General features: G+C 59.0%; 25 protein-coding genes. 24 read left to right on the top strand and 1 reads right to left on the bottom strand.

Annotated features, from left to right (window positions below; all coding sequences use genetic code 11):
* Nucleotides 1-6 precede the first annotated feature (6 nt).
* The 5 genes from tgt to M5G26_RS11035 all read left to right on the top strand — a co-directional run bounded on the left by tgt (nucleotide 7) and on the right by M5G26_RS11035 (nucleotide 5,031).
* The gene (tgt, locus tag M5G26_RS11055; RefSeq protein ID WP_162130783.1) at nucleotides 7-1,122 is read left to right on the top strand and encodes a tRNA guanosine(34) transglycosylase Tgt; all 1,116 of its coding nucleotides are present in this window, start codon (nucleotides 7-9) and stop codon (nucleotides 1,120-1,122) included.
* 43 nt (nucleotides 1,123-1,165) lie between these two features.
* On the top strand, nucleotides 1,166-1,504 hold the full coding sequence (gene yajC, locus M5G26_RS11050) for a preprotein translocase subunit YajC (RefSeq protein WP_007916913.1): 339 nt from the start codon (nucleotides 1,166-1,168) through the stop codon (nucleotides 1,502-1,504).
* A gap of 64 nt (nucleotides 1,505-1,568) precedes the next feature.
* Entirely contained in the window at nucleotides 1,569-3,437 is a 1,869-nt protein-coding gene (secD, locus tag M5G26_RS11045; protein WP_007916911.1) for a protein translocase subunit SecD, read from the top strand.
* 9 nt (nucleotides 3,438-3,446) lie between these two features.
* Nucleotides 3,447-4,361, top strand: a complete 915-nt coding sequence (gene secF / locus M5G26_RS11040) for a protein translocase subunit SecF (RefSeq protein WP_038362953.1) — start codon at nucleotides 3,447-3,449, stop codon at nucleotides 4,359-4,361.
* Nucleotides 4,362-4,482: 121 nt separating this feature from the next.
* Nucleotides 4,483-5,031 (top strand): glycine zipper 2TM domain-containing protein, encoded by a 549-nt coding sequence (locus M5G26_RS11035; protein WP_007916907.1) that lies wholly within the window; start codon nucleotides 4,483-4,485, stop codon nucleotides 5,029-5,031.
* Nucleotides 5,032-5,258: 227 nt separating this feature from the next.
* Here the strand turns inward: M5G26_RS11035 and suhB are convergent, their stop codons facing one another.
* Nucleotides 5,259-6,077 carry a type III secretion system regulator SuhB gene (gene suhB, locus M5G26_RS11030; RefSeq protein WP_016773320.1) on the bottom strand — a complete coding sequence of 273 codons (819 nt, stop codon included), beginning with the start codon at nucleotides 6,075-6,077 and terminating at the stop codon, nucleotides 5,259-5,261.
* Nucleotides 6,078-6,222: 145 nt separating this feature from the next.
* On the opposite strand from suhB, the gene trmJ reads away from it, so the two are divergent.
* The 19 genes from trmJ (at nucleotide 6,223) to der (ending at nucleotide 22,999) form a co-directional block, all read left to right on the top strand.
* Nucleotides 6,223-6,993 carry a tRNA (cytosine(32)/uridine(32)-2'-O)-methyltransferase TrmJ gene (gene trmJ, locus M5G26_RS11025; RefSeq protein ID WP_273915310.1) on the top strand — a complete coding sequence of 257 codons (771 nt, stop codon included), beginning with the start codon at nucleotides 6,223-6,225 and terminating at the stop codon, nucleotides 6,991-6,993.
* A 3-nt stretch (nucleotides 6,994-6,996) separates the two neighbouring features.
* Nucleotides 6,997-7,773 (top strand): serine O-acetyltransferase, encoded by a 777-nt coding sequence (cysE, locus tag M5G26_RS11020; protein ID WP_007916901.1) that lies wholly within the window; start codon nucleotides 6,997-6,999, stop codon nucleotides 7,771-7,773.
* A 245-nt stretch (nucleotides 7,774-8,018) separates the two neighbouring features.
* The gene (gene iscR / locus M5G26_RS11015) at nucleotides 8,019-8,510 is read left to right on the top strand and encodes a Fe-S cluster assembly transcriptional regulator IscR (protein WP_003227911.1); all 492 of its coding nucleotides are present in this window, start codon (nucleotides 8,019-8,021) and stop codon (nucleotides 8,508-8,510) included.
* A gap of 47 nt (nucleotides 8,511-8,557) precedes the next feature.
* A complete protein-coding gene (locus M5G26_RS11010; protein WP_007916899.1) occupies nucleotides 8,558-9,772 on the top strand; it encodes an IscS subfamily cysteine desulfurase in 1,215 nt (404 codons plus the stop codon).
* A gap of 101 nt (nucleotides 9,773-9,873) precedes the next feature.
* Entirely contained in the window at nucleotides 9,874-10,260 is a 387-nt protein-coding gene (iscU, locus tag M5G26_RS11005) for a Fe-S cluster assembly scaffold IscU (RefSeq protein ID WP_007916892.1), read from the top strand.
* 34 nt (nucleotides 10,261-10,294) lie between these two features.
* Entirely contained in the window at nucleotides 10,295-10,618 is a 324-nt protein-coding gene (iscA, locus tag M5G26_RS11000) for an iron-sulfur cluster assembly protein IscA (protein ID WP_003227904.1), read from the top strand.
* 8 nt (nucleotides 10,619-10,626) lie between these two features.
* Nucleotides 10,627-11,148 (top strand): co-chaperone HscB, encoded by a 522-nt coding sequence (hscB, locus tag M5G26_RS10995; RefSeq protein WP_007916889.1) that lies wholly within the window; start codon nucleotides 10,627-10,629, stop codon nucleotides 11,146-11,148.
* A 51-nt stretch (nucleotides 11,149-11,199) separates the two neighbouring features.
* Entirely contained in the window at nucleotides 11,200-13,065 is a 1,866-nt protein-coding gene (hscA, locus tag M5G26_RS10990; protein WP_150693185.1) for a Fe-S protein assembly chaperone HscA, read from the top strand.
* Nucleotides 13,065-13,406, top strand: coding sequence for an ISC system 2Fe-2S type ferredoxin (gene fdx / locus M5G26_RS10985; RefSeq protein WP_007916885.1), 342 nt, complete (start codon nucleotides 13,065-13,067; stop codon nucleotides 13,404-13,406). The genes hscA and fdx overlap by 1 nt, the downstream gene beginning before the upstream one ends.
* A gap of 14 nt (nucleotides 13,407-13,420) precedes the next feature.
* Nucleotides 13,421-13,621: a Fe-S cluster assembly protein IscX gene (iscX, locus tag M5G26_RS10980; RefSeq protein ID WP_038362961.1), complete on the top strand. Its 201-nt coding sequence runs from the start codon at nucleotides 13,421-13,423 to the stop codon at nucleotides 13,619-13,621.
* An 88-nt stretch (nucleotides 13,622-13,709) separates the two neighbouring features.
* Complete coding sequence (gene ndk / locus M5G26_RS10975; RefSeq protein ID WP_007916882.1) at nucleotides 13,710-14,135, top strand: nucleoside-diphosphate kinase; 426 nt, start codon at nucleotides 13,710-13,712, stop codon at nucleotides 14,133-14,135.
* 28 nt (nucleotides 14,136-14,163) lie between these two features.
* Nucleotides 14,164-15,312: a 23S rRNA (adenine(2503)-C(2))-methyltransferase RlmN gene (gene rlmN, locus M5G26_RS10970; protein WP_273915309.1), complete on the top strand. Its 1,149-nt coding sequence runs from the start codon at nucleotides 14,164-14,166 to the stop codon at nucleotides 15,310-15,312.
* Nucleotides 15,313-15,324: 12 nt separating this feature from the next.
* Nucleotides 15,325-16,083 carry a type IV pilus biogenesis/stability protein PilW gene (gene pilW, locus M5G26_RS10965; protein WP_007916880.1) on the top strand — a complete coding sequence of 253 codons (759 nt, stop codon included), beginning with the start codon at nucleotides 15,325-15,327 and terminating at the stop codon, nucleotides 16,081-16,083.
* Nucleotides 16,083-17,126: a RodZ domain-containing protein gene (locus M5G26_RS10960; protein ID WP_273915308.1), complete on the top strand. Its 1,044-nt coding sequence runs from the start codon at nucleotides 16,083-16,085 to the stop codon at nucleotides 17,124-17,126. Before pilW ends, M5G26_RS10960 begins: the two co-directional genes overlap by 1 nt.
* A gap of 3 nt (nucleotides 17,127-17,129) precedes the next feature.
* Nucleotides 17,130-18,239, top strand: a complete 1,110-nt coding sequence (gene ispG, locus M5G26_RS10955) for a flavodoxin-dependent (E)-4-hydroxy-3-methylbut-2-enyl-diphosphate synthase (RefSeq protein WP_008084646.1) — start codon at nucleotides 17,130-17,132, stop codon at nucleotides 18,237-18,239.
* Nucleotides 18,240-18,276: 37 nt separating this feature from the next.
* Entirely contained in the window at nucleotides 18,277-19,566 is a 1,290-nt protein-coding gene (gene hisS / locus M5G26_RS10950; RefSeq protein WP_016984369.1) for a histidine--tRNA ligase, read from the top strand.
* A gap of 41 nt (nucleotides 19,567-19,607) precedes the next feature.
* A complete protein-coding gene (locus M5G26_RS10945; RefSeq protein WP_122599078.1) occupies nucleotides 19,608-20,249 on the top strand; it encodes a YfgM family protein in 642 nt (213 codons plus the stop codon).
* A complete protein-coding gene (gene bamB, locus M5G26_RS10940) occupies nucleotides 20,242-21,393 on the top strand; it encodes an outer membrane protein assembly factor BamB (protein ID WP_122604869.1) in 1,152 nt (383 codons plus the stop codon). Before M5G26_RS10945 ends, bamB begins: the two co-directional genes overlap by 8 nt.
* Before the next feature lie 136 nt (nucleotides 21,394-21,529).
* A complete protein-coding gene (gene der / locus M5G26_RS10935; RefSeq protein ID WP_095122497.1) occupies nucleotides 21,530-22,999 on the top strand; it encodes a ribosome biogenesis GTPase Der in 1,470 nt (489 codons plus the stop codon).
* Nucleotides 23,000-23,089 lie beyond the last annotated feature (90 nt).

Raw genomic sequence — 23,089 nt, 5'->3', positions numbered from 1 at the left:
TGTCGCATGTCCTTTGAACTTCTGGCCACCGATGGCAAGGCCCGACGTGGTCGCCTGACCTTCCCGCGTGGCACCGTCGAGACCCCGGCGTTCATGCCGGTGGGCACTTACGGCACGGTCAAGGGCATGTTGCCGCGTGACATCGTTGCCACCGGCGCAGAAATCATTCTCGGCAATACCTTCCACCTGTGGCTGCGTCCTGGCACCCAAGTGATCAAGGAGCACGGCGACCTGCACGATTTCATGCAGTGGAAAGGCCCGATCCTCACCGACTCCGGTGGCTTCCAGGTGTTCAGTCTCGGCGCGATGCGCAAGATCAAGGAGGAGGGCGTGACCTTCGCCTCCCCGGTCGACGGCGCCAAAGTGTTCATGGGCCCGGAAGAATCGATGCAGGTGCAGCGCGATCTCGGTTCCGACATCGTGATGATTTTCGACGAATGCACGCCTTACCCGGCTGACGAAGACGTTGCGCGCATTTCGATGGAATTGTCGCTGCGTTGGGCCCAGCGTTCGAAAAATGCCCACGGTGAAAACACCGCAGCGCTGTTCGGTATCGTGCAGGGCGGCATGCACCAGGATCTGCGCATGCGCTCGCTGGAAGGCCTCGACAAGATCGGCTTCGATGGCCTGGCCATTGGCGGTCTGTCGGTGGGCGAGCCGAAGCACGAGATGATCAAAGTGCTGGATTATCTGCCGGGCATGATGCCGGCTGACAAACCTCGTTACCTTATGGGCGTTGGCAAACCGGAAGATCTGGTTGAGGGTGTGCGCCGCGGTGTGGACATGTTCGATTGCGTGATGCCAACCCGTAATGCCCGCAATGGGCATCTGTTCATTGATACAGGCGTGCTGAAGATCCGTAACGCGTTCCATCGCCATGATGAATCGCCGCTGGATCCGACCTGCGATTGCTATACCTGCCAGAACTTCTCCCGCGCTTATCTGCATCACCTGGACAAGTGCGGCGAAATGCTGGGAAGCATGCTCAATACCATCCATAACTTGCGCCATTATCAGGTGCTGATGGCTGGTTTGCGCGAGGCTATTCAACAGGGTACATTGGCCGCCTTTGTCGATGCCTTCTACGCCAAACGCGGGCTCCCCGTTCCGCCTTTGGACTGAGTTTTCTGACCCCAAGATTCAACATTTGCAACTGGAGTGCTAAATGAGCTTTTTTATCTCTAACGCCATGGCTGACGCGGCTGCACCGGCTGCTGCCGGCCCAATGGGCGGCGGTTTCGAGTGGATTTTCCTGGTCGGCTTCCTGGTCATCTTCTACCTGATGATCTGGCGTCCACAGGCCAAGCGCGCCAAAGAGCAGAAGAACCTGCTGAGCAGCCTGCAGAAAGGCGACGAAGTTGTGACCACTGGCGGCATCGCCGGCAAGATCACCAAAGTGGCTGATGACTTCGTGGTTCTGGAAGTTTCCGACACCGTGGAAATGAAGTTCCAGAAAGGCGCCATCGCCGCCACGCTGCCAAAAGGCACGCTGAAAGCGATCTGAAGCAACAACTTCTACTCAATCGACGGGGCGCGCAAGGCGCCCCGCGTTCATAACGGGCGGCGTGATGCTGAACAAATATCCTCTGTGGAAATACATTCTGATCCTGGCGGTGCTGGCGATCGGTCTGATTTATTCCGCTCCGAATCTATACCCCGATGACCCGGCCATTCAGGTCAGTGGTGCAAGCACTGCGCTGCAAGTCAATCAGGCTGATCTGGATCGTGTGAGCACTGCGCTCAAGGAGTCCGGGATCAACGTCAAGGCAGCCACGCTGGCCGCCAACGGCAAGGGCGGTCTGATCCGTCTGAGCAAGGCTGAAGACCAGCTGCCGGCCAAAGACGTTGTGCGCAAGGCGTTGGGTGATGACTACGTCGTCGCGCTGAACCTGGCACAGACCACCCCGCAATGGCTGCGCAATCTGGGCGCGCACCCGATGAAGCTGGGTCTGGACTTGTCCGGTGGTGTGCACTTCCTGCTGGAAGTGGACATGGATAAAGCCCTCGATGCACGCCTGAAAGTCTACGAAGGCGACGTCAAGAGCCTGCTGCGCAAAGAGAAACTGCGTTATCGCAGCCTGCCGCAACTGGGCGGTGCCATTCAGTTGGGCTTCAGCGATGAAGACTCCCGCGAACAGGCCCGTGCACTGATCCGCAAGAACTTCAACGATTTCGACATTGTTCCGGCCGACCTCAACGGTCAACCGGTGCTGCGTCTGGCGATGACCCCGGCCAAGCTGGCGGAAATCCGTGAATACTCCATCAAGCAGAACTTGACCACGGTACGTAACCGCGTCAACGAGCTGGGTGTTGCCGAACCGATCGTTCAGCGTCAGGGCGCCAACCGCATCGTGGTTGAGCTGCCGGGCGTGCAGGACACAGCCGAAGCCAAGCGTATTCTCGGCAAGACGGCCAACCTTGAGTTCCGTCTGGCTGCTGAGCCGGGTGCTTCGAAAGCCACCTCCGAAACCTTCGAGTTCCGTGAGGGCAATCGTCCGCCAGCACAGATCGAGCGTGGTTTGATCATCACCGGTGACCAGGTCACCGACGCCAAGGCTGGTTTCGGCGAGCACGGCACCCCGGAAGTGAACATCCGTCTGGATGGTCACGGTGGCGAGCTGATGAGCCGCGCTACTCGTTCGAACGTCGGTCGCAGCATGGCGGTGATCTTCATCGAACAGCGTCCGGTCACCACTTACACCAAGCAAGTGGTCGATGGCGTCGAGAAAGACGTTGCGGTGCAAACGTTCAAAGAAGAGAAGAAGATCATCAGCCTGGCGACCATCCAGTCGCCGCTGGGTGCTCAGTTCCGCATCACTGGCCTGAACGGTCAGGGCGAATCGTCTGAACTGGCGCTGCTGCTGCGTGCCGGTGGTCTGGCCGCACCGATGTACTTCGCTGAAGAGCGCACCATCGGCCCGAGCCTGGGTGCTGACAACATCACCAAAGGTATCGATGCGTCGCTGTGGGGCATGCTGTTCGTGTCGCTGTTCATCATCGCCATCTACCGCTTCTTCGGCATCATCGCCACCGTCGCGCTGGCGGTGAACATGGTGCTGCTGCTGGCCCTGATGTCGCTGCTGGGTGCAACGCTGACCCTGCCGGGTATTGCCGGTATCGTGCTGACCATGGGTATGGCGGTCGACGCCAACGTGCTGATCTTCTCGCGGATTCGTGAGGAGATCGCCGCCGGTATGACTGTGCAGCGTGCAATCAACGAAGGCTTCGGCCGGGCATTCACCGCGATTCTCGACGCCAACCTGACTACCTTGTTGGTCGGCGGGATTCTCTTTGCCATGGGCACCGGCCCGGTCAAAGGTTTCGCAGTGACCATGTCCCTCGGGATCTTTACCTCGATGTTCACGGCCATCATGGTGACCCGCGCAATGGTCAACCTGATCTTTGGCGGACGTGACTTCAAGAAGTTGTGGATTTAAGGGGCTGCCATGTTACGTACAATCAACTTCATGGGCGTTCGCAACTTCGCGTTCGGCGTCACAGTGTTTCTCACGTTGCTGGCTATGTTCAGTGTCGTGACCAAGGGTATGAACTGGGGTCTGGACTTCACCGGCGGTACGCTCATCGAGCTGACCTACGAGCGTCCGGCCGATGTCACCAAGGTGCGTGAGGAACTGGTGACTTCGGGTTACCACGAAGCCATCGTGCAAAGCTTCGGTGCAACCACCGATCTGCTGGTGCGCATGCCGGGTGAAGACCCGCAGCTGGGTCATCAGGTCGCGCAAGCGCTGCAGAAGCTTGGCGGTGACAACCCGGCGACGGTCAAGCGTGTCGAGTTCGTCGGCCCGCAGGTCGGTGAAGAGCTGCGCGACCAGGGCGGCCTCGGCATGCTGCTGGCGCTCGGCGGCATCCTGATCTACCTGGCTTTCCGCTTTCAGTGGAAATTCGCGGTCGGCGCCATCGTTTCGCTGATTCACGACGTGATCGTCACCATCGGTATCCTGTCGTACTTCCAGATCACTTTCGATCTGACCGTACTGGCGGCGGTGCTGGCGATCATCGGTTACTCGCTGAACGACACCATCGTGGTATTCGACCGGGTTCGTGAGAACTTCCGTGTGCTGCGCAAGGCAACGCTGATCGAGAACATCAACATCTCGACCACGCAGACCCTGCTGCGCACCATGGCGACGTCGATCTCGACTTTGCTGGCGATCGCTGCGCTGCTGTTCTTCGGCGGTGACAACCTGTTCGGCTTCTCGATCGCGCTGTTTATCGGTGTTCTGGCGGGTACTTACTCGTCGATCTACATCGCTAACGTGGTGCTGATCTGGCTGAACCTGACCACCGAGGATCTGATTCCTCCGGCCAACACCGAGAAGGAAGTCGACGACCGTCCATAACGGCCATCGTTTTCCCGGCTGTCAGCCCAAGAAAGGCGCGAGTTGAACTCGCGCCTTTTTTTATGCTCCAAGGCCGGGAGAAGCGCGGGCGCGTCCCGCATGTGATGGTCAGGAGGTTCATGTGAACAAGTCGTTGCTGGTTGGTGCGGTATTGGGTGCTGTCGGTGTGACTGCCGGGGGTGCTGTTGCCACCTACAGCCTGGTTAAAAGCGGCCCTGAGTATGCGCAAGTATTGGCCGTTGAACCGGTTAAAACACAGATCAAGACTCCACGTGAAGTGTGCAAGGACGTGACAGTGACTCGTCAGGCACCGGTAAAAGATCAACACCAGATTGCCGGTACCGTCGTCGGTGCGCTGGCAGGTGGTTTGCTGGGTAATCAGATTGGCGGCGGCACCGGCAAGAAAATTGCCACGGTAGCCGGTGCGGTCGGTGGCGGTTATGCGGGTAACAAGGTGCAGGAAGGCATGCAAGAGCGTGACACCTACACCACCACGCAAACCCGCTGCAACACGGTCAATGACATCAGCGACAAAGTCGTCGGTTACGACGTGCGTTACTCGCTCGATGGCAAGGAAGGTAAAGTGCGGATGGATCGCGATCCGGGCAACCAGATTCCGGTCGACAAGGAAGGCAAGCTGATTCTGTCGCAGAATGAGCCGGCTCAGTAAGTACCGACTGTTTTAAAAAGAAGCACCCTGCGGGGTGCTTTTTTTGTGCCCACGAAAAAACCGATTCCCGTGTAGGAGCTGCCGAAGGCTGCGATCTTTTGATGTTGGTTTTTAAAAAAACGAAGATCAAAAGATCGCAGCCTTCGGCAGCTCCTACAGGGGGTGGGTGTAAAATTCAGGTATAAAAAAAGCACCCCGAAGGGTGCTTTTTGCGTTTCGCCGGAAGCTTAGCGCTTCAGCGAAGCCGGCAGGTGCGGCTGGATCGCCGTCAGAACTGCCTTGAAGCATTTGGTGTTGCCGGCAACGATGTGGCCTTTTTCAAGGAAGTCGTGACCGCCGGTGAAGTCGCTCACCAGGCCGCCGGCTTCTTGAATCAGCAGGGCGCCTGCAGCCATGTCCCACTCGGACAGGCCCGACTCCCAGAATGCATCGAAACGACCGGCAGCCACATAAGCCAGGTCCAGGCTCGCCGAACCGGCGCGGCGGATGCCGGCGGTCTGGCCAACCAGGGCGCGGAACATGCCCAGGTAGTTGTCGAGGTTGTCCATCTGGTCGTCACGGAACGGGAAGCCGGTACCCAGCAGGGCGCCGTCGAGGCTGGTGCGACCGCTGACGCGCAGACGACGACCGTTCAGTTGAGCGCCGCGACCACGGCTGGCGGTGAATTCTTCCTGGCGAACCGGGTCCAGAACCACTGCGTGTTCCAGGCGACCACGGTACTTACAGGCAATGCTGACAGCGAAGTGCGGAATGCCACGGAGGAAGTTGGTGGTGCCGTCCAGTGGATCGATGATCCACAGGTACTCTTCGCCTTCGATGCCGGTGCCGGCGTGCAGGCCAGTCTCTTCACCCTGGATCGAGTGATTCGGGTAAGCCTTGCGCAGGGCGTCGATGATTTTCTGTTCGGCGGCGCGATCGACCTCGGATACATAATCCTTGGCGTCTTTTTCGTCGACCTTGATGGTATCCAGGCGCTCGATGGAGCGGAAGATCAGTTCACTGGCGCTGCGGGCGGCGCGCAGCGCGATATTCAGCATGGGCTGCATGGATGTGTCACCTAAGGTTGTTAAAGAAAGCCGCGCATTCTATCAGAACTTTTCTTCAGGTGAAGGACGCTGTTCGCTTTCATAGCTTAACGGTAGGCTGTTCTGTAAGATTTGCACCCCTTTCCTGTGTCCGAGAGCGCCTCCCTTGCTGCAGAACATTCGTGTCGTCCTGGTCAATACCAGCCACCCCGGCAACATCGGCGGGGCCGCGCGCGCCATGAAAAACATGGGTCTGTCGCGATTGGTGCTGGTCGAACCGCGAGTCTTCCCGCACCACGAAGCCGATGCTCGTGCTTCCGGTGCCGGTGACATCCTTGAAAATGCGCAAGTCGTCGCCACGTTGGAAGACGCCTTGGTCGGCTGCAATCTGGTGCTTGGCACCAGCGCCCGTGACCGTCGAATCCCTTGGCCGCTGCTGGATCCGCGCGAGTGCGGCACCAAAGTGGTTGAAGAAGCCGGGCAGGGCGCCGAAATCGCTCTGGTATTCGGTCGTGAAGATTCCGGTCTGACCAACGAAGAGCTGCAGCGATGTCACTTTCACGTGCATATCCCCTCCGACCCTGAGTTCAGTTCGCTGAACCTCGGCGCGGCGGTGCAGGTGTTGAGCTACGAAGTGCGCATGGCCTGTCTGGCCGCCCAAGGTCAGCCGAGCAAGATCGAGAAAGAAGAAGTGGCTTCGGTGAAAAGCGCCGAGCTGGCGACCATGGATGAGCTGGAGCGCTTTTATGAGCATCTGGAGCAGACGCTGGTCGCTATCGAATTCCTCGATCCGGAAAAACCGCGACACTTGATGGCGCGCCTGCGCCGGTTGTACGGACGCAGCTCGGTCAGCCGGGCGGAAATGAATATTTTGCGTGGCATCCTCACGGAAACCCAGAAAGCGGCCCGTGGTGAGCTTCTTAAGCGGAAGGACTAAATGATGTTTGAGCGTTTGCGTGAAGATATCCAGAGCGTATTCCATCGAGACCCGGCGGCGCGTAACGCTTTTGAAGTCCTGACCTGCTACCCCGGCATGCATGCGATCTGGATCCATCGACTGGCCGGCATGTTGTGGCGCAATGAACTGAAATGGCTGGCGCGGCTGGTGTCGAACTTCGGCCGCTGGTTGACCGGGATCGAGATTCATCCGGGGGCCAAGGTCGGTCGTCGCTTCTTTATCGACCATGGCATGGGCATCGTTATTGGTGAAACGGCTGAGATTGGCGATGACGTGACCATTTATCAGGGCGTGACCCTGGGTGGCACAAGCTGGAACAAAGGCAAGCGCCACCCGACGCTGGGCGATGGTGTGGTCGTGGGCGCGGGCGCGAAAGTGCTCGGTCCGTTCACGGTCGGCGCCGGTGCCAAAGTCGGTTCCAACGCCGTGGTGACCAAAGAAGTGCCGCCGGGCGCCACTGTTGTCGGTATTCCTGGACGAATCATCGTCAAGTCCGATGAGGAGCAGGACGCCAAGCGCAAGGCCATGGCCGAGAAGATCGGTTTCGATGCCTACGGCGTCAGCGAAGACATGCCTGACCCGGTGGCGCGCGCCATCGGTCAGTTGCTCGATCACCTGCAAGCGGTGGACGGACGGCTGGAAGGGATGTGCGGCGCGCTGAAGGATCTGGGCAGCAATTACTGTGCGAAAGATCTGCCTGAGCTGCGTGAAGAAGACTTCGCCTGCGTTAAAGGCAAAGACGAATCCAAAGCCAGCTAGCGCCCCTGTAGGAGCTGCCGAACGCTGCGATCTTTTGACTTTGCTTTCCATAAGATCAAAAGATCGCAGCCTGCGGCAGCTCCTACAGAGGCATCCGTCAACCGGTGTGCCATTAGGCCGCAGAGCCTGCTATCATTCGCGCGCTCTTTTGCGGGTAATCCTGACTAAAGTACTAGGTCTTAAAGTTGACTTAAATACTCGGGAATTGCATACTCGCCCCATTCTGAACTCCGTGGTAACTGTCCATGCGACTGACTACAAAAGGCCGATACGCCGTGACCGCCATGCTTGACCTGGCGTTGCACGCGCAGCACGGGCCCGTGTCCCTGGCCGATATCTCCGAGCGCCAAGGCATCTCCCTGTCCTACCTCGAACAGCTGTTCGCCAAGCTGCGCCGCAGCAACCTGGTTTCCAGTGTTCGCGGCCCGGGTGGTGGCTACCAGTTGTCCCGCGACATGCAGGGCATCCAGGTCGCCCAGGTGATCGATGCGGTAAACGAATCGGTTGATGCCACCAAATGCCAGGGCCAGGGCGATTGCCATTCCGGCGACACGTGCCTGACCCATCATCTGTGGTGCGATTTGAGCCTGCAGATTCACGAATTTCTAAGTGGTATCAGCTTGGCTGATCTTGTAACTCGCCGTGAGGTGCAAGAAGTAGCCCAGCGTCAGGACCAGCGTCGTTGCAACAGCAAGGCGCCACGCCTGGACAAGATTGAAGCGTCCGCCGTCGAATGACAGCCGAAGAGCTAGCGGTACGCCAGCCCTGATTTAGGAGATAGTCCATGAAATTGCCGATTTACCTTGATTACTCTGCGACCACCCCGGTCGATCCGCGCGTTGCGCAAAAAATGAGTGAATGCCTGCTGGTTGACGGAAACTTCGGTAACCCGGCGTCCCGTTCCCACGTATTCGGCTGGAAAGCTGAAGAGTCCGTCGAAAACGCCCGTCGTCAGGTGGCCGATCTGGTCAACGCCGATCCGCGCGAAATCGTCTGGACCTCCGGTGCCACTGAGTCCGACAACCTGGCAATCAAGGGTGCGGCACATTTCTATGGCTCCAAGGGCAAGCACCTGATCACCTCGAAGATTGAGCACAAGGCTGTCCTCGACACCATGCGCCAACTGGAGCGTGAAGGTTTCGAAGTGACCTACCTCGAGCCCACTGAAGACGGTCTGATCACCCCGGCCATGATTGAAGCTGCATTGCGCGAAGACACCATCCTCGTCTCCGTGATGCACGTGAACAACGAAATCGGTACCGTCAACGACATCGCCGCTATTGGCGAAATGCTCCGCGCCAAGGGCGTTCTGTTCCACGTCGACGCCGCTCAGTCCACTGGCAAGGTCGAGATCGACCTGCAGAAACTGAAAGTCGACATGATGTCGTTCTCCGCCCACAAAACCTACGGCCCTAAAGGCATCGGCGCGCTGTACGTCAGCCGCAAGCCGCGCGTGCGCATCGAAGCGACCATGCACGGCGGCGGTCACGAGCGTGGCATGCGTTCCGGCACCCTGGCGACCCACCAGATCGTCGGCATGGGCGAAGCGTTCCGTGTGGCCAAAGAAGACATGGCTGCCGAAAACGTCCGTATCAAAGCCTTGAGCGACCGTTTCTACAAGCAGGTCGAGCATCTGGAAGAGCTGTACGTCAACGGCAGCCTGACCGCTCGTGTGCCGCACAACCTGAACCTGAGCTTCAACTACGTTGAAGGCGAGTCGCTGATCATGGCGCTCAAGGATCTGGCGGTATCGTCCGGTTCGGCCTGCACCTCGGCGTCGCTGGAGCCTTCGTACGTACTGCGCGCCCTGGGCCGCAACGACGAACTGGCACACAGCTCGATCCGCTTCACCTTCGGCCGTTTCACCACCGAAGAAGAAATCGACTACGCCGCGCAGAAAGTCTGCGAGGCCGTTACCAAGCTGCGCGCTTTGTCGCCGCTGTGGGACATGTACAAAGACGGCGTCGATATCTCGAAAATCGAGTGGGCGGCACACTAAATATAGAAGCCGCCAGATACAGATCCTGTAGCGACGCGGCGGTTTACGCAGCGCAGTTGCAGGGTCTCAAGAGCGGCCCTGATGAGTGAGGATTGAGAATCATGGCTTACAGCGAAAAGGTCATCGACCACTACGAAAACCCGCGCAACGTCGGCAAGATGAACGCGGAAGATCCTGATGTCGGCACCGGCATGGTCGGCGCTCCGGCGTGCGGCGACGTGATGCGTCTGCAAATCAAGGTCAACGACGCTGGCATCATCGAAGATGCCAAGTTCAAGACCTACGGCTGCGGTTCGGCTATCGCTTCCAGCTCCCTCGCTACCGAGTGGATGAAGGGCAAGACCCTGGACGAAGCAGAAACCATCAAGAACACTCAGCTGGCCGAAGAACTGGCCCTGCCGCCAGTGAAAATTCACTGCTCGGTACTGGCTGAAGACGCTATCAAAGCGGCTGTTCGCGATTACAAGCAGAAGAAAGGCTTGATCTGACTTTCTGGATTTGGCGACGAGTAAGGAGTCACCGATGGCTATCAGCATGACAGAAGCGGCTGCTCGACACGTGCGGCGCTCCCTCGACGGGCGCGGCAAAGGTGAAGGGATTCGTCTGGGTGTTCGCACCACAGGCTGTTCCGGCCTTGCCTACGTGCTGGAGTTTGTCGACGAGGTGGTTGCAGAGGATCAGGTGTTCGAGAGTCACGGCGAAAAAGTGATCATCGACCCGAAAAGCCTTGCCTACCTGGACGGCACCGAGCTCGATTTCGTCAAGGAAGGGTTGAACGAAGGCTTCAAGTTCAACAACCCCAACGTACGCGGTGAATGTGGCTGCGGCGAAAGCTTCAACATCTGAGGCTTGTCGTGGGTATTCCTTGTCATTTCGCTTTATTCGAGCTGCAACCGGGTTTCCGTCTGGATCTCGAGCAGTTGGCCACGCGCTATCGTGAGTTGGCGCGCGGCGTTCATCCTGACCGCTTTGCCGACGCTTCCGAGCGTGAGCAGCGGTCGGCACTCGAGCAGTCCGCGCGGCTCAACGACGCCTATCAGACGCTCAAGAGTCCGGCCCAGCGCGCACGCTACCTGCTGACCATCAGCGGGCATGAGGTGCCGATGGAAGTCACAGTCCATGATCCCGAGTTTCTTCTGCAGCAGATGCAATGGCGCGAAGAACTTGAAGACCTCCAGGACAGTGCCGACCTCGACGGCGTCGCCGTGTTCAAGCGGCGCTTGAAAGTGGCTCAGGAAGAACTCAATGAAAGCTTCGCAGCCTGTTGGGATGATGCGGCGCAACGCGAGCAGGCCGAACGCCTGATGCGGCGCATGCAGTTCCTCGACAAGCTCACCTACGAAGTGCGCCAGTTAGAAGAGCGCCTCGACGATTAACCCAGTGCCGCTCCGGTCGCACGCCTGATATACAGATAAGTCCTGATCACGATGGCCCTACTGCAGATCGCCGAACCCGGCCAAAGTCCTCAACCGCACCAGCGTCGTCTGGCTGTGGGGATCGACTTGGGCACTACCAATTCGCTGGTCGCTGCGTTGCGCAGTGGTCTTTCCGAGCCGTTGGCTGACGCAAACGGGCAGGTCATCCTGCCGTCCGCTGTGCGTTACCACGCCGATCGCGTCGAAGTCGGCGAGTCGGCCAAACTGGCCGCCGCTTCCGATCCTTTGAACACCGTGCTGTCGGTCAAGCGCTTGATGGGTCGTGGTCTGTCCGACGTCAAGCAATTGGGCGAGCAACTGCCCTACCGCTTTGTCGGTGGCGAATCGCACATGCCGTTCATCGACACCGTGCAGGGCCCGAAAAGCCCGGTCGAAGTCTCCGCCGATATCCTCAAGGTCCTGCGTCAGCGCGCTGAAGCGACGTTGGGTGGCGAACTGGTGGGTGCGGTGATCACCGTTCCTGCATATTTCGACGATGCTCAGCGTCAAGCCACCAAGGATGCGGCGAAACTCGCCGGTCTGAACGTGCTGCGTCTGCTCAATGAGCCGACTGCGGCCGCTGTGGCGTACGGTCTGGATCAACACGCTGAAGGCCTGGTCGCTATTTATGACCTCGGCGGCGGTACTTTCGATATTTCCATTCTGCGTCTGACCGGCGGTGTTTTCGAAGTGCTGGCCACTGGCGGCGACAGCGCGCTGGGCGGCGATGACTTCGATCACGCGATTGCCGGCTGGATCATCGAGAGCGCGGGCCTGTCCGCCGATCTCGACCCGGGCGCACAACGCAATCTGCTGCAAACCGCTTGCGCGGCCAAAGAAGCCCTGACCGATGCGGCCAGCGTTGAAGTGGTCTATGGCGACTGGAAAGCGCCGCTGACCCGCGAAGCCTTTGATGCGCTGATCGAGCCAATGGTCGCGCGCAGCCTGAAAGCCTGCCGCCGCGCCGTTCGTGATTCCGGCATTGAGCTGGAAGACGTGCACGCCGTGGTCATGGTCGGCGGTTCGACTCGCGTGCCGCGTGTTCGCGAAGCCGTTGCCGAAGCCTTCGGTCGTCAGCCTTTGACCGAAATCGATCCGGATCAAGTGGTGGCCATCGGTGCCGCGATCCAGGCCGATACCCTGGCTGGCAACAAGCGCGATGGCGGCGAACTGCTGCTGCTCGACGTGATTCCGCTGTCCCTGGGGCTGGAAACCATGGGCGGCCTGATGGAGAAGGTGATTCCGCGCAACACCACCATCCCCGTCGCTCGCGCACAGGACTTCACCACTTATAAAGACGGCCAGTCGGCCATGGCGATCCACGTCCTGCAGGGTGAGCGCGAGCTGATCAGCGACTGCCGTTCGCTGGCGCGCTTCGAATTGCGTGGTATCCCGGCGATGGTCGCCGGTGCAGCGAAGATTCGCGTGACCTTCCAGGTCGACGCCGACGGTCTGCTCAGCGTTTCTGCCCGTGAACTGGGTTCGGGCGTTGAGGCGAGCATTCAGGTCAAGCCGTCCTACGGTCTGACCGACGGCGAAATCGCCAAGATGCTGAAAGATTCGTTCCAGCACGCCAATGACGACAAGGTCGCCCGCGTTCTGCGTGAGCAGCAAGTCGATGCCCAGCGCCTGATCGAAGCGGTGCAGGGCGCTCTGGAGGCGGACGGCGAGCGTTTGCTCGACGCTGAAGAGCGCATGGTCATCGACCTGCAGTTGCAGGAACTGGCCGAACTGATGAAAGGTACTGATGGTTACGCCATCGAGCAGCAGACCAAGCGTCTGTCGCAAGTGACCGATGCTTTTGCTGCCCGCCGCATGGATCTGACGGTGAAAGCCGCTCTGTCGGGGCGCAATCTGAATGAAATCGAGGATATCTGATGCCGCAGGTCATTTTTCTGCCCCACGAGAAGTTCTGCCCTGAAGGCATGGTGGTCGAGGCTGCGCCCGGCACATCGATTCTCGAACTGGCTCACGAACACCATATCGAGATGGAAAGCGCCTGCGGCGGTGTCTGCGCTTGCACCACCTGCCACTGCATCATCCGCGAGGGTTTCGACTCGATGGAAGAGGCCGACGAGCTGGAAGAAGACTTCCTCGATCGCGCGTGGGGTCTGGAAGCGCAATCGCGTCTGGCTTGCCAGGCTATCGTTGGTGAAGAAGACATCACCGTCGAGATTCCGAAATATTCGCTTAACCATGCGGCTGAAGCGCCGCACTGACTGGTAAGACTGTCATGAGCTACGGTTGGAATGATGTTCAACGTATTGCAGAAGAGTTGGCCGAGGCCAAGCCGGGTGTAGATCCGTATTCTGTCAATTTCGTCGAGTTGCAGCAGTGGATCAAAGAGCTGCCTGACTTCGACGCTAACTCTGGCCGGGTCGGCGAGAAGGTGTTGGAAGCGGTTCAGCAGCTCTGGAATGATGAATTGGACTGATCGTCCTCGCAGGTTAGGCAATACCCAAGAACCCGCGTATAATTCGCGGGTTTAATTTTTCGCAAATTACCGTTTCTGGAGTTACACCATGGCTGTTCAACGCACTTTCTCCATCATCAAGCCTGACGCTGTTGCAAAAAACGTCATCGGCGAAATCACCACTCGTTTCGAAAAAGCCGGCCTGCGCGTTGTAGCTTCGAAACTGAAGCAACTGTCCAAAGCTGAAGCTGAAGGCTTCTACGCTGAGCACAGCGCTCGTGGTTTCTTCGGCGACCTGGTTGCTTTCATGATCTCCGGTCCTGTTGTTGTTCAGGTTCTGGAAGGCGAAAACGCTATCGCTCTGAACCGTGAGCTGATGGGCGCTACCAACCCTAAAGAAGCTGCTGCCGGCACCATCCGCGCTGACTTCGCTGATTCCATCGACGCCAACGCTGTTCACGGTTCGGACTCCGAAGCCGCAGCTGCTCGTGAAATCTCGTACTTCTTCGCAGCTACTGAAGTAACCACTCGCTAAGCATTGGCTTAAGAGTGAAGGTGAATCCATGACTACATCGACTGTAAAAACCAACCTGCTGGGTCTGACTCAACAGGAAATGGAAAAATTCTTCGACTCAATCGGGGAGAAGCGTTTCCGTGCCGGTCAGGTAATGAAATGGATTCACCACTTTGGTGTCGATGATTTCGACGCCATGACGAACGTCAGCAAGGCCTTGCGCGACAAGCTCAAGACCATTGCTGAGGTCCGTGGTCCGGAAGTGGTCAGCGAGGACATCTCCAGCGACGGCACCCGTAAGTGGGTGGTGCGCGTGGCGTCCGGCAGCTGCGTCGAGACCGTGTACATTCCCCAGGGCAAACGCGGCACTCTGTGCGTTTCGTCCCAGGCAGGCTGTGCCCTGGATTGCAGTTTCTGCTCCACCGGCAAGCAAGGCTTCAATAGCAACCTCACCGCCGCTGAAGTCATCGGCCAGGTGTGGATTGCCAACAAATCTTTTGGCAGTGTCCCGGCAACCGTCGACCGTGCCATCACCAACGTGGTGATGATGGGCATGGGTGAGCCATTGCTGAACTTCGACAACGTCGTCGCCGCCATGCATCTGATGATGGATGACCTCGGCTACGGGATTTCCAAGCGCCGCGTGACCCTGTCCACCTCGGGTGTGGTGCCGATGATCGATGAGCTGGCCAAGCACATCGACGTGTCCCTGGCGTTGTCCCTGCATGCACCGAATGACGCATTGCGTAACCAATTGGTGCCGATCAACAAGAAATATCCGCTTAAGATGCTGCTCGAGTCGTGCCAGCGCTACATGTCCGCCCTTGGCGAGAAACGTGTGCTGACCATCGAGTACACCTTGCTCAAGGACATCAACGACAAGGTCGAGCACGCGGTGGAAATGATCGCGCTGCTGAAAGATATCCCGTGCAAGATCAACCTGATTCCGTTCAACCCGTTCCCGCATTCCGGGTACGAGCGCCCAAGCAACAACGCGATCCGTCGTTTCCAGGATCAGCTGCATCAGGCCGGTTTCAACGTCACTGTCCGCACCACCCGTGGTGAAGACATCGACGCCGCATGTGGTCAATTGGTAGGGCAGGTGCTGGATCGCACCCGTCGCAGCGAACGTTACATCGCCGTGCGTGAGTTGAGCGCCGACAGCGATCTGGCACAGAACGCCGCGAACACTAACTAAGAGAGGATCTCTATGTCCCTGCGCTTTGCGCTGCTGTTGCTGTTGGCCAGCCTGTGTGCTGGTTGTGTCCTGTCGGGTGACTACAACCCGATGAAGACCAGCAAGGGCCGCGATGAAGCGCGGGCTGCCTACGTGCAGTTGGGGCTGGGGTACTTGCAGCAAGGCATGACCGAACGGGCCAAGGTGCCGCTGAAGAAGGCGCTGGAAATCGACGGTTCCGATCCTGACGCCAACGCGGCCCTCGGGCTGGTGTTTCAGTCCGAAATGGAGCCGGAGCTGGCCGACGAACACTTTCGCAAGGCTTTGTCCTCCCGTCCCGCCGATGCCCGTATCCTCAACAACTACGGCAGTTTTCTCTACGAACAACAGCGTTATAAAGAAGCCTACGAGCGTTTTGAACAGGCCGCCGCCGATACCCTGTATCCTGAGCGTTCGCGTGTGTTCGAGAACCTCGGCATGACGGCAGCAAAGCTTGGTCAGCGTGATCTGGCGCAGCAGCAGCTGGAAAAGGCACTGCGTTTGAATCGCCAACAACCACGCGCATTGCTGGAAATGGCTGAGTTGTCCTTCGAAGACAGGCATTATGTGCCCGCGCGTGACTATTACGACCGATTCAGCCTGCTGACCGAACAAAATGCACGTAGTCTATTGCTCGGCGTTCGGCTGGCAAAAGTGTTTGAAGATCGCGACAAGGCCGCCAGTTATGGCCTGCAATTAAAACGACTCTATCCCGGTACGCCGGAATATCAGCAATACCTGTCGGAGCAATGATGAAAGCGGCGCATCCCGAAGTTGTAGCAGCGAATCGCGTTAACCCCGGTGAGACCCTGCGCCAGGCCCGCGAAAGCAATGGCTGGTCGCTGGCCGAAGTGGCCCTCAAGCTCAACCTCACCGTGACTTCCCTGAGCAATCTTGAAGCCGGCGCTTTCGACAAGCTGCCGGGGCATACCTTCGCTCGCGGTTACATTCGCGCCTATGCCAAATTGCTCGGCATGGACCAGACCGTTCTGGTTCAGCAATTCGACCAGTCCACCGGCACCGACTCTCAGGGCAGCAATGTTCACGCCCTTGGTCGTATTGAAGAGCCGGTGCGGGTTTCCCACACCATTTTGCGTATTGTCAGCCTGCTGTTGCTGATCGCGGTCATCGGCGGCGGTTTCGTCTGGTGGCAGGATCAGACTTCGCAGCGCACCAAGGACCTGACGTCTCTGGCGCCTGAGCACGTTGAAGTCGAAGGTGCTGACGGTACCACCCAGATTCACCCGATCGACGAGCCGGAAGACCAGGCTGTCGAAGAGAATCAGGCCGATACTTCCACAGCGCTGGCGCTGCCTCAGTCTGAAACCACCGCTGAATCGACCGGTGCCGAAGCCGCTGCGCCAGCGACTGCTCCAGCAGCATCGGTCGCTCCGGCCGCCACGCCAACCGCCCCGGTTCATACGCCGGCGCCGGTTGTCGCTACCCCGGCAACCCCGGCACCAAACGTTCCCGCGACTCCAGCACCGACCACCACTGCGCCGGTTGCTCCCGCTACTGCCGCGCCAACCGCAGAAGCGGCCGCTCCGGTGGCTGGCGACGGTCAGGTCCAGTTGCAGTTCAGTGCCGATTGCTGGGCACAAGTGACCGACGGTCGTGGCAAAGTGATCTTCAGTGGTCTCAAGCATAAAGGCGATAGCGTCACCGTTTCCGGCAAGCCGCCGCTTGCCGTGCGTCTGGGCGTTGCCCGTGCCGCACAGGTCAGCTACAACGGCCAACCGGTCGATATCGCTCCGTTCACCAGTGGCGAGACTGCTCGCCTGAAGTTGGGTCAATAAGTCATGCACGGCGAATCTCCAATCAAACGTCGCGTTTCGCGCAAGATCTGGGTCGGCAACGTACCGGTGGGCGGCGATGCGCCGATCGCTGTGCAGAGCATGACCAACAGCGACACCAATGACGTGGCCGCCACCGTTGCGCAAATCAATCGTCTGGAAGCCGCTGGCGTCGATATCGTCCGCGTTTCGGTGCCGGACATGGACGCCGCCGAGGCGTTCGGCAAGATCAAGCAATTGGTTAAGGTGCCGCTGGTTGCCGACATCCACTTCGACTACAAGATCGCTCTGCGCGTGGCCGAACTGGGTGTTGACTGCCTGCGTATCAACCCGGGCAACATCGGTCGCGAAGACCGTGTTCGTGCGGTAGTCGATGCTGCGCGTGATCGCGGCATTCCGATCCGCATCGGCGTCAACGCCGGTTCGCTGGAAAAAGACCTGCAAAAGAAATACGGCGAGCCGACCCCGGCTGCACTGGTCGAATCCGCCCTGCGCCACGTCGAACACCTTGAACGCCTGAATTTCCAGGACTTCAAGGTCAGCGTGAAGGCCTCCGACGTGTTTATGGCCGTCGAAGCCTACCGCTTGCTGGCGAAAGAAATCGTTCAGCCACTGCACCTGGGCATCACCGAAGCCGGTGGATTGCGTTCGGGCACAGTGAAATCCGCCGTGGGCCTAGGTATGCTGCTCGCCGAGGGGATTGGCGATACTATCCGCATCTCGCTGGCGGCCGACCCGGTCGAGGAAGTGAAGGTCGGTTACGACATTCTCAAGTCTTTGCATCTGCGTTCCCGTGGCATCAACTTCATCGCCTGCCCGAGCTGCTCGCGGCAGAACTTCGATGTGGTGAAAACCATGAACGAGCTGGAAGGGCGCCTTGAAGACCTGCTGGTGCCGCTGGATGTCGCGGTGATCGGTTGTGTGGTCAACGGCCCGGGCGAAGCCAAGGAAGCCCATATCGGCTTGACCGGCGGCACGCCAAACCTGATTTACATCGACGGCAAGCCGGCGCAGAAACTGACGAATGACAATCTGGTGGACGAGCTGGAAAGGCTGATCCGCCAGAAAGCGGCCGAAAAGGTCGAAGCTGACGCTGCCGTAATTGCGCGCGGCTGACCCTGACTGAAGAGCCGAACGAATTTAAGGATTTAAAGTGAGCAAGTCATTGCAAGCCATTCGTGGCATGAACGACATCCTGCCCGAACAGACCCCGCTGTGGCGTTATTTCGAGGGCACTGTTGCGCGTCTGCTGGATAACTACGGTTACAAGCAGATTCGCATGCCGATCGTTGAATTCACCGAGCTGTTCAAACGCTCGATCGGTGAAGTGACCGACATCGTCGAAAAAGAGATGTACACCTTCGAAGACCGCAACGGTGACTCCCTGACCCTGCGTCCGGAAGGCACCGCGGCGTGCGTGCGTGCAGTGCTTGAGCACGGCATCACCGGCGGTGGCCAGGTGCAGAAACTCTGGTACATCGGCCCGATGTTCCGCCACGAGCGTCCGCAGAAAGGCCGTTATCGCCAGTTCCACCAGATCGGTCTGGAAGTCTTCAACCTCGACGGTCCGGACATCGACGCCGAGCTGATCACCATGACCTGGCGCCTGTGGGGCGAGCTGGGCATTCGTGATGCGGTCAAGCTCGAACTCAACAGCCTCGGCACCAGCGAGTCCCGTGGTCGCTATCGTGAAGCGCTGGTCGAGTACCTCTCGGCGCACCACGACAAGCTCGACGAAGACAGCCAGCGTCGCCTGAAAACCAACCCGCTGCGCGTGCTCGACACGAAAAATGCCGACACTCAAGCGGTGCTGGTCGATGCGCCGAAGATGGCCGACTACCTCGATGACGAGTCGCGTGCGCACTTCGAAGGTTTGAAAGCGCGTCTGGATGCCGTCGGCATTCCTTACGTGCTCAACCCGAAGCTGGTTCGCGGCCTCGATTACTACAGCAAAACCGTTTTCGAATGGGTCACCGACAAGCTCGGCGCTCAGGGCACTGTTTGCGCGGGCGGTCGTTACGACGGTCTGGTCGAGCAGATGGGCGGCAAGCCGACCACCGGCGTAGGTTTCGCCATGGGCATCGAACGTCTGGTGCTGATGCTGGAAACCCTCGAGCAGATCCCGGAAGAAATCTCCCGTCAGGTTGATGTCTATCTGTGCGCCTTCGGTGAAGAAGCCGAGCTGGCCGGTCTGGCCCTGGCTGAGCGTGTTCGTGATCAACTTCCAAACCTGCGTCTGCAAGTCAATGCCGGCGCCGGCAGCTTCAAAAGCCAGTTCAAGAAAGCCGACAAGAGCGGTGCGTTGTACGCATTGATTCTGGGTGACGACGAAATGGCCCAGCAAGTGGTAGGTTTCAAACCCCTGCGTGGCCAGGGCGAACAACAAAGCATTGCCTGGGATGCGCTCGCCGCTCACCTGGCCACCTGCGTCGTGCAGGGTTGAAGCTGTCCAAACAGCCGATTTAGCGATTAAGGAGTATTGGGGTGTCGAGTACCGAAGACGAACAGTTGGCGGATTTGAAGGACTGGTGGACACGCAACGGCAAACCTCTGGTCACCGGCGGCCTGTTGGCGCTGGTCATCGTGTTCGGCTGGCAGGCTTATCACAAGTATCAGAGCAACCAGTCGCAAGGCGCCTCGGTGCTCTATCAGCAATTGCTGGAAACCACGCTGACGCCTGATGGCAAGCCTGATGCGGCCCGCGTTGCGGACCTGGCCGGCAAGCTCAACAGCGAATTCGGCGGTTCTGCCTACGCGCAATACGGTAGCCTGTTCGTCGCCAAAGTGGCGGTCGACAGCGGCAAGCTGGATGACGCCGCGACCGAACTGAAAGCCATCGTCGACAAACCGGCCAACCCGGCGCTGGGCGAAATCGCCCGTCAGCGTCTGGCGCAGGTACTCGGCGCGCAGAACAAGGCCGATGACGCCCTGAAACTGCTCGACGGCGATGCCGACAAAGCGTTCCTGGCCACTCGCGAAGAACTCAAGGGCGACCTGCTGGTACAGCTGGGCCGTACCGATGACGCGAACAAGGCGTATCAAAAAGCCAAGGCGGCACTGTCGGATGAAGCGGCGGTCGGTGGCCTTCAAATCAAGCTCGACGACCTGGCCAAAGGGGATGCGTGACGTGATCCGTTGGAAGCATGCAGCATTGCTGGCTCTGGCCCTTCTGGCCGCGGGTTGCAGCAGCAACAGCAAGAAAGAATTGCCACCGGCTGAACTGACCGACTTCAAAGAAGAAGTGGTTCTGCAAAAGCAGTGGAGTCGTTCGATCGGTGACGGTCAGGGCGAAACCTACAACATGCTGGTGCCGGCGATCGACGGTGACACCATCTACGCGGCCGATGTGACCGGCGTGGTGATGGCCATGGATCGCGGCAATGGCGATGTGAAGTGGAAGCAGGATCTTGAGCTGCCCGTCTCCGGCGCCGTGGGCGTGGGTTACGGTCTGGTTCTGATCGGTACGCTGCGTGGCGAAGTCGTCGCTCTGGACACCAGCAACGGTGAAGAGAAGTGGCGCGCTCGCGTCAACAGCGAAGTCCTCGCGCCACCGGCCAACAACGGTGACGTAGTAGTGGTGCAGACTCAGGACGATCGTCTGATCGGTCTGGATGCATCGACCGGTACCCAGCGCTGGGTGTACGACAGCACGCCGGCCGTACTGACCCTGCGTGGCACCAGTGCACCGCTGGTGACCAACCGCCTCGCGGTGGCTGGCCTGTCGACCGGTAAAGTGGTCGCTCTGGACATTTCCAACGGCGTGCCGGTCTGGGAACAACGCATTGCGATTCCACAGGGTCGTTCGGAACTGGAGCGCGTGGTCGACATCGACGGCGGTCTGCTGCTGTCCGGCGGTACGCTGTACGTTGCCAGCTACCAGGGTCGCGTGGCGGCACTGGACCTGGAAAGCGGTCGTCAACTCTGGCAGCGCGATGCGTCGAGCTACGCCGGTATCGCTCAGGGTTTCGGCAGCGTTTACGTGAGCCTGTCCTCGGGCACCGTTGAAGGCGTCGACGAACGTTCGACCACAGCATTGTGGAGCAACGATTCGCTGGCCCGCCGTCAACTGTCGGCCCCGGAAGTGTTCTCCAGCTATGTTGCAGTGGGTGACCTGGAAGGTTATCTGCACCTGCTGAGCCAGGTTGACGGTCGTTTCGTCGGCCGTGAGCGCATCGACAGCGACGGCCTGCGTGCCCGTCCGCTGGTGGTGGGTGACACGATTTATGTATATGGCAACAGCGGCAAACTGGAAGCCCTGACCATCAAGTAACAACTATGCTTGGGGTTAAACCCCCAGGCGGCCCCGGATTCATGGGGCTTGCAGCGCTAACAGGCGTTGCCCCGAGCACCAGCCGCTGCCTCGCAGCGGCTTTTGTATTTTCTGAAATAACGAAGTGGAGAGCCGCATGGTTCCCGTAATCGCCCTGGTGGGCCGACCGAACGTCGGCAAGTCCACCTTGTTCAACCGCCTGACCAGGACTCGTGACGCCATCGTCGGCGACTTGTCCGGTCTGACCCGTGATCGCCAGTACGGTGAGGCCAAGTGGCAAGGGCGTTCCTACATTCTGGTCGACACCGGTGGTATCTCCGGTGACGAGCACGGTATGGACGAAAAAATGGCCGAGCAGTCGCTGCTGGCCATTGAAGAAGCAGACGTTGTGCTGTTCCTGGTAGATGCCAAGGCAGGTTTTACCGCCGCCGACCAGATGATCGCCGAACACCTGCGCAAACGTAACAAGCGTTCCTACGTGGTCGCCAACAAGGTCGACAACATTGACCCGGAAATGGCCCGCGCTGAATTCGCTCCGTTGGGTATGGGCCACGCGATCCCGATCGCCGGTGCTCACGGCCGTGGCATCACGCAGATGCTGGAAATCGCCCTGGGTGATTTCCCCAAAGACGCAGAAGAGCCGGAAGACGGCGAAGAAGAGATCGTTGCCGAAGGCGAGGAAGCCAAGCGCATTCCTGGCCCAAGCGAAAAAGACGGGATCAAGATCGCCATCATCGGCCGTCCGAACGTGGGCAAGTCGACGTTGGTCAACCGCATGCTCGGTGAAGACCGCGTAATCGTCTACGACCAACCCGGCACCACGCGTGACAGTATCTACATTCCGTTCGAACGCAATGAAGAGAAGTACACGCTGATCGACACCGCTGGTGTGCGCAAGCGCGGCAAGATCCACGAAGAAGTCGAAAAATTCTCCGTGGTCAAAACCCTGCAGGCGATCAAAGACGCCAACGTGGTGATCTTCGTGATGGACGCCCGCGAAGGCGTGGTCGATCACGACCTCAACCTGCTCGGTTTTGCCATTGAGTCGGGTCGTGCGCTGGTGATCGCGATCAACAAGTGGGATGGCATGACGCCGAGCGAGCGCGACTACGTCAAAGTCGAGCTGCAACGTCGTCTGTTCTTCGTTGATTACGCCGACATTCACTTCATCTCGGCCCTGCACGGCACTGGCGTGGGTAACCTCTACGCATCCGTACAGAACTCGTTCAAGTCGGCGGTCACCCGCTGGCCGACCAACCGTCTGACCCAGATTCTGGAAGACGCCGTTGGCGAGCACGCGCCACCGATGGTCAACAACCGCCGGATCAAGCTGCGTTACGCTCACTTGGGTGGCGCTAACCCGCCGATCATCGTGATCCACGGTAACCAGATCGAGAAAGTGCCGAAGTCGTACGTGCGCTATCTGGAGAACACTTACCGCCGTGTGCTGAAGCTGGTCGGTACGCCGATCCGCATCGAGTTCAAGGGCGGCGAGAACCCGTACGAAGGCAACAAGACCACGCTGACCGACCGCCAGGTCAACAAGAAGCGTCGCTTGATGTCGCACCACAAGAAAGCCGACAAGAAGCGCCGCGACAAGAAGTGATTTATCACTTCGTGTAGGAGCTGCCGCAGGCTGCGATCTTTTGATTTTGCTTCAAAGACAAGATCAAAGGATCGCAGCCTTCGGCAGCTC

Origin of the sequence: Pseudomonas sp. TNT2022 ID642 (genome assembly GCF_028656995.1) — a bacterium.
Taxonomy (GTDB): Bacteria; Pseudomonadota; Gammaproteobacteria; order Pseudomonadales; family Pseudomonadaceae; genus Aquipseudomonas.
This window is presented reverse-complemented; position numbering and strand designations above follow the sequence as displayed.

Bases quoted from the DNA above. Each gene is read 5' to 3' on its own strand.
- suhB (WP_016773320.1), bottom strand. From the start codon at position 6,077: ATGCAGCCCATGCTGAATATCGCGCTGCGCGCCGCCCGCAGCGCCAGT.
- tgt (WP_162130783.1), top strand. From the start codon at position 7: ATGTCCTTTGAACTTCTGGCCACCGATGGCAAGGCCCGACGTGGTCGC.
- M5G26_RS11010 (WP_007916899.1), top strand. From the start codon at position 8,558: ATGAAATTGCCGATTTACCTTGATTACTCTGCGACCACCCCGGTCGAT.
- cysE (WP_007916901.1), top strand. From the start codon at position 6,997: ATGTTTGAGCGTTTGCGTGAAGATATCCAGAGCGTATTCCATCGAGAC.
- fdx (WP_007916885.1), top strand. From the start codon at position 13,065: ATGCCGCAGGTCATTTTTCTGCCCCACGAGAAGTTCTGCCCTGAAGGC.
- secF (WP_038362953.1), top strand. From the start codon at position 3,447: ATGTTACGTACAATCAACTTCATGGGCGTTCGCAACTTCGCGTTCGGC.
- der (WP_095122497.1), top strand. From the start codon at position 21,530: ATGGTTCCCGTAATCGCCCTGGTGGGCCGACCGAACGTCGGCAAGTCC.
- iscR (WP_003227911.1), top strand. From the start codon at position 8,019: ATGCGACTGACTACAAAAGGCCGATACGCCGTGACCGCCATGCTTGAC.
- M5G26_RS10960 (WP_273915308.1), top strand. From the start codon at position 16,083: ATGAAAGCGGCGCATCCCGAAGTTGTAGCAGCGAATCGCGTTAACCCC.
- bamB (WP_122604869.1), top strand. From the start codon at position 20,242: ATGCGTGACGTGATCCGTTGGAAGCATGCAGCATTGCTGGCTCTGGCC.
- ispG (WP_008084646.1), top strand. From the start codon at position 17,130: ATGCACGGCGAATCTCCAATCAAACGTCGCGTTTCGCGCAAGATCTGG.
- iscX (WP_038362961.1), top strand. From the start codon at position 13,421: ATGAGCTACGGTTGGAATGATGTTCAACGTATTGCAGAAGAGTTGGCC.
- ndk (WP_007916882.1), top strand. From the start codon at position 13,710: ATGGCTGTTCAACGCACTTTCTCCATCATCAAGCCTGACGCTGTTGCA.
- iscA (WP_003227904.1), top strand. From the start codon at position 10,295: ATGGCTATCAGCATGACAGAAGCGGCTGCTCGACACGTGCGGCGCTCC.
- iscU (WP_007916892.1), top strand. From the start codon at position 9,874: ATGGCTTACAGCGAAAAGGTCATCGACCACTACGAAAACCCGCGCAAC.
- yajC (WP_007916913.1), top strand. From the start codon at position 1,166: ATGAGCTTTTTTATCTCTAACGCCATGGCTGACGCGGCTGCACCGGCT.
- rlmN (WP_273915309.1), top strand. From the start codon at position 14,164: ATGACTACATCGACTGTAAAAACCAACCTGCTGGGTCTGACTCAACAG.
- pilW (WP_007916880.1), top strand. From the start codon at position 15,325: ATGTCCCTGCGCTTTGCGCTGCTGTTGCTGTTGGCCAGCCTGTGTGCT.
- secD (WP_007916911.1), top strand. From the start codon at position 1,569: ATGCTGAACAAATATCCTCTGTGGAAATACATTCTGATCCTGGCGGTG.
- hscA (WP_150693185.1), top strand. From the start codon at position 11,200: ATGGCCCTACTGCAGATCGCCGAACCCGGCCAAAGTCCTCAACCGCAC.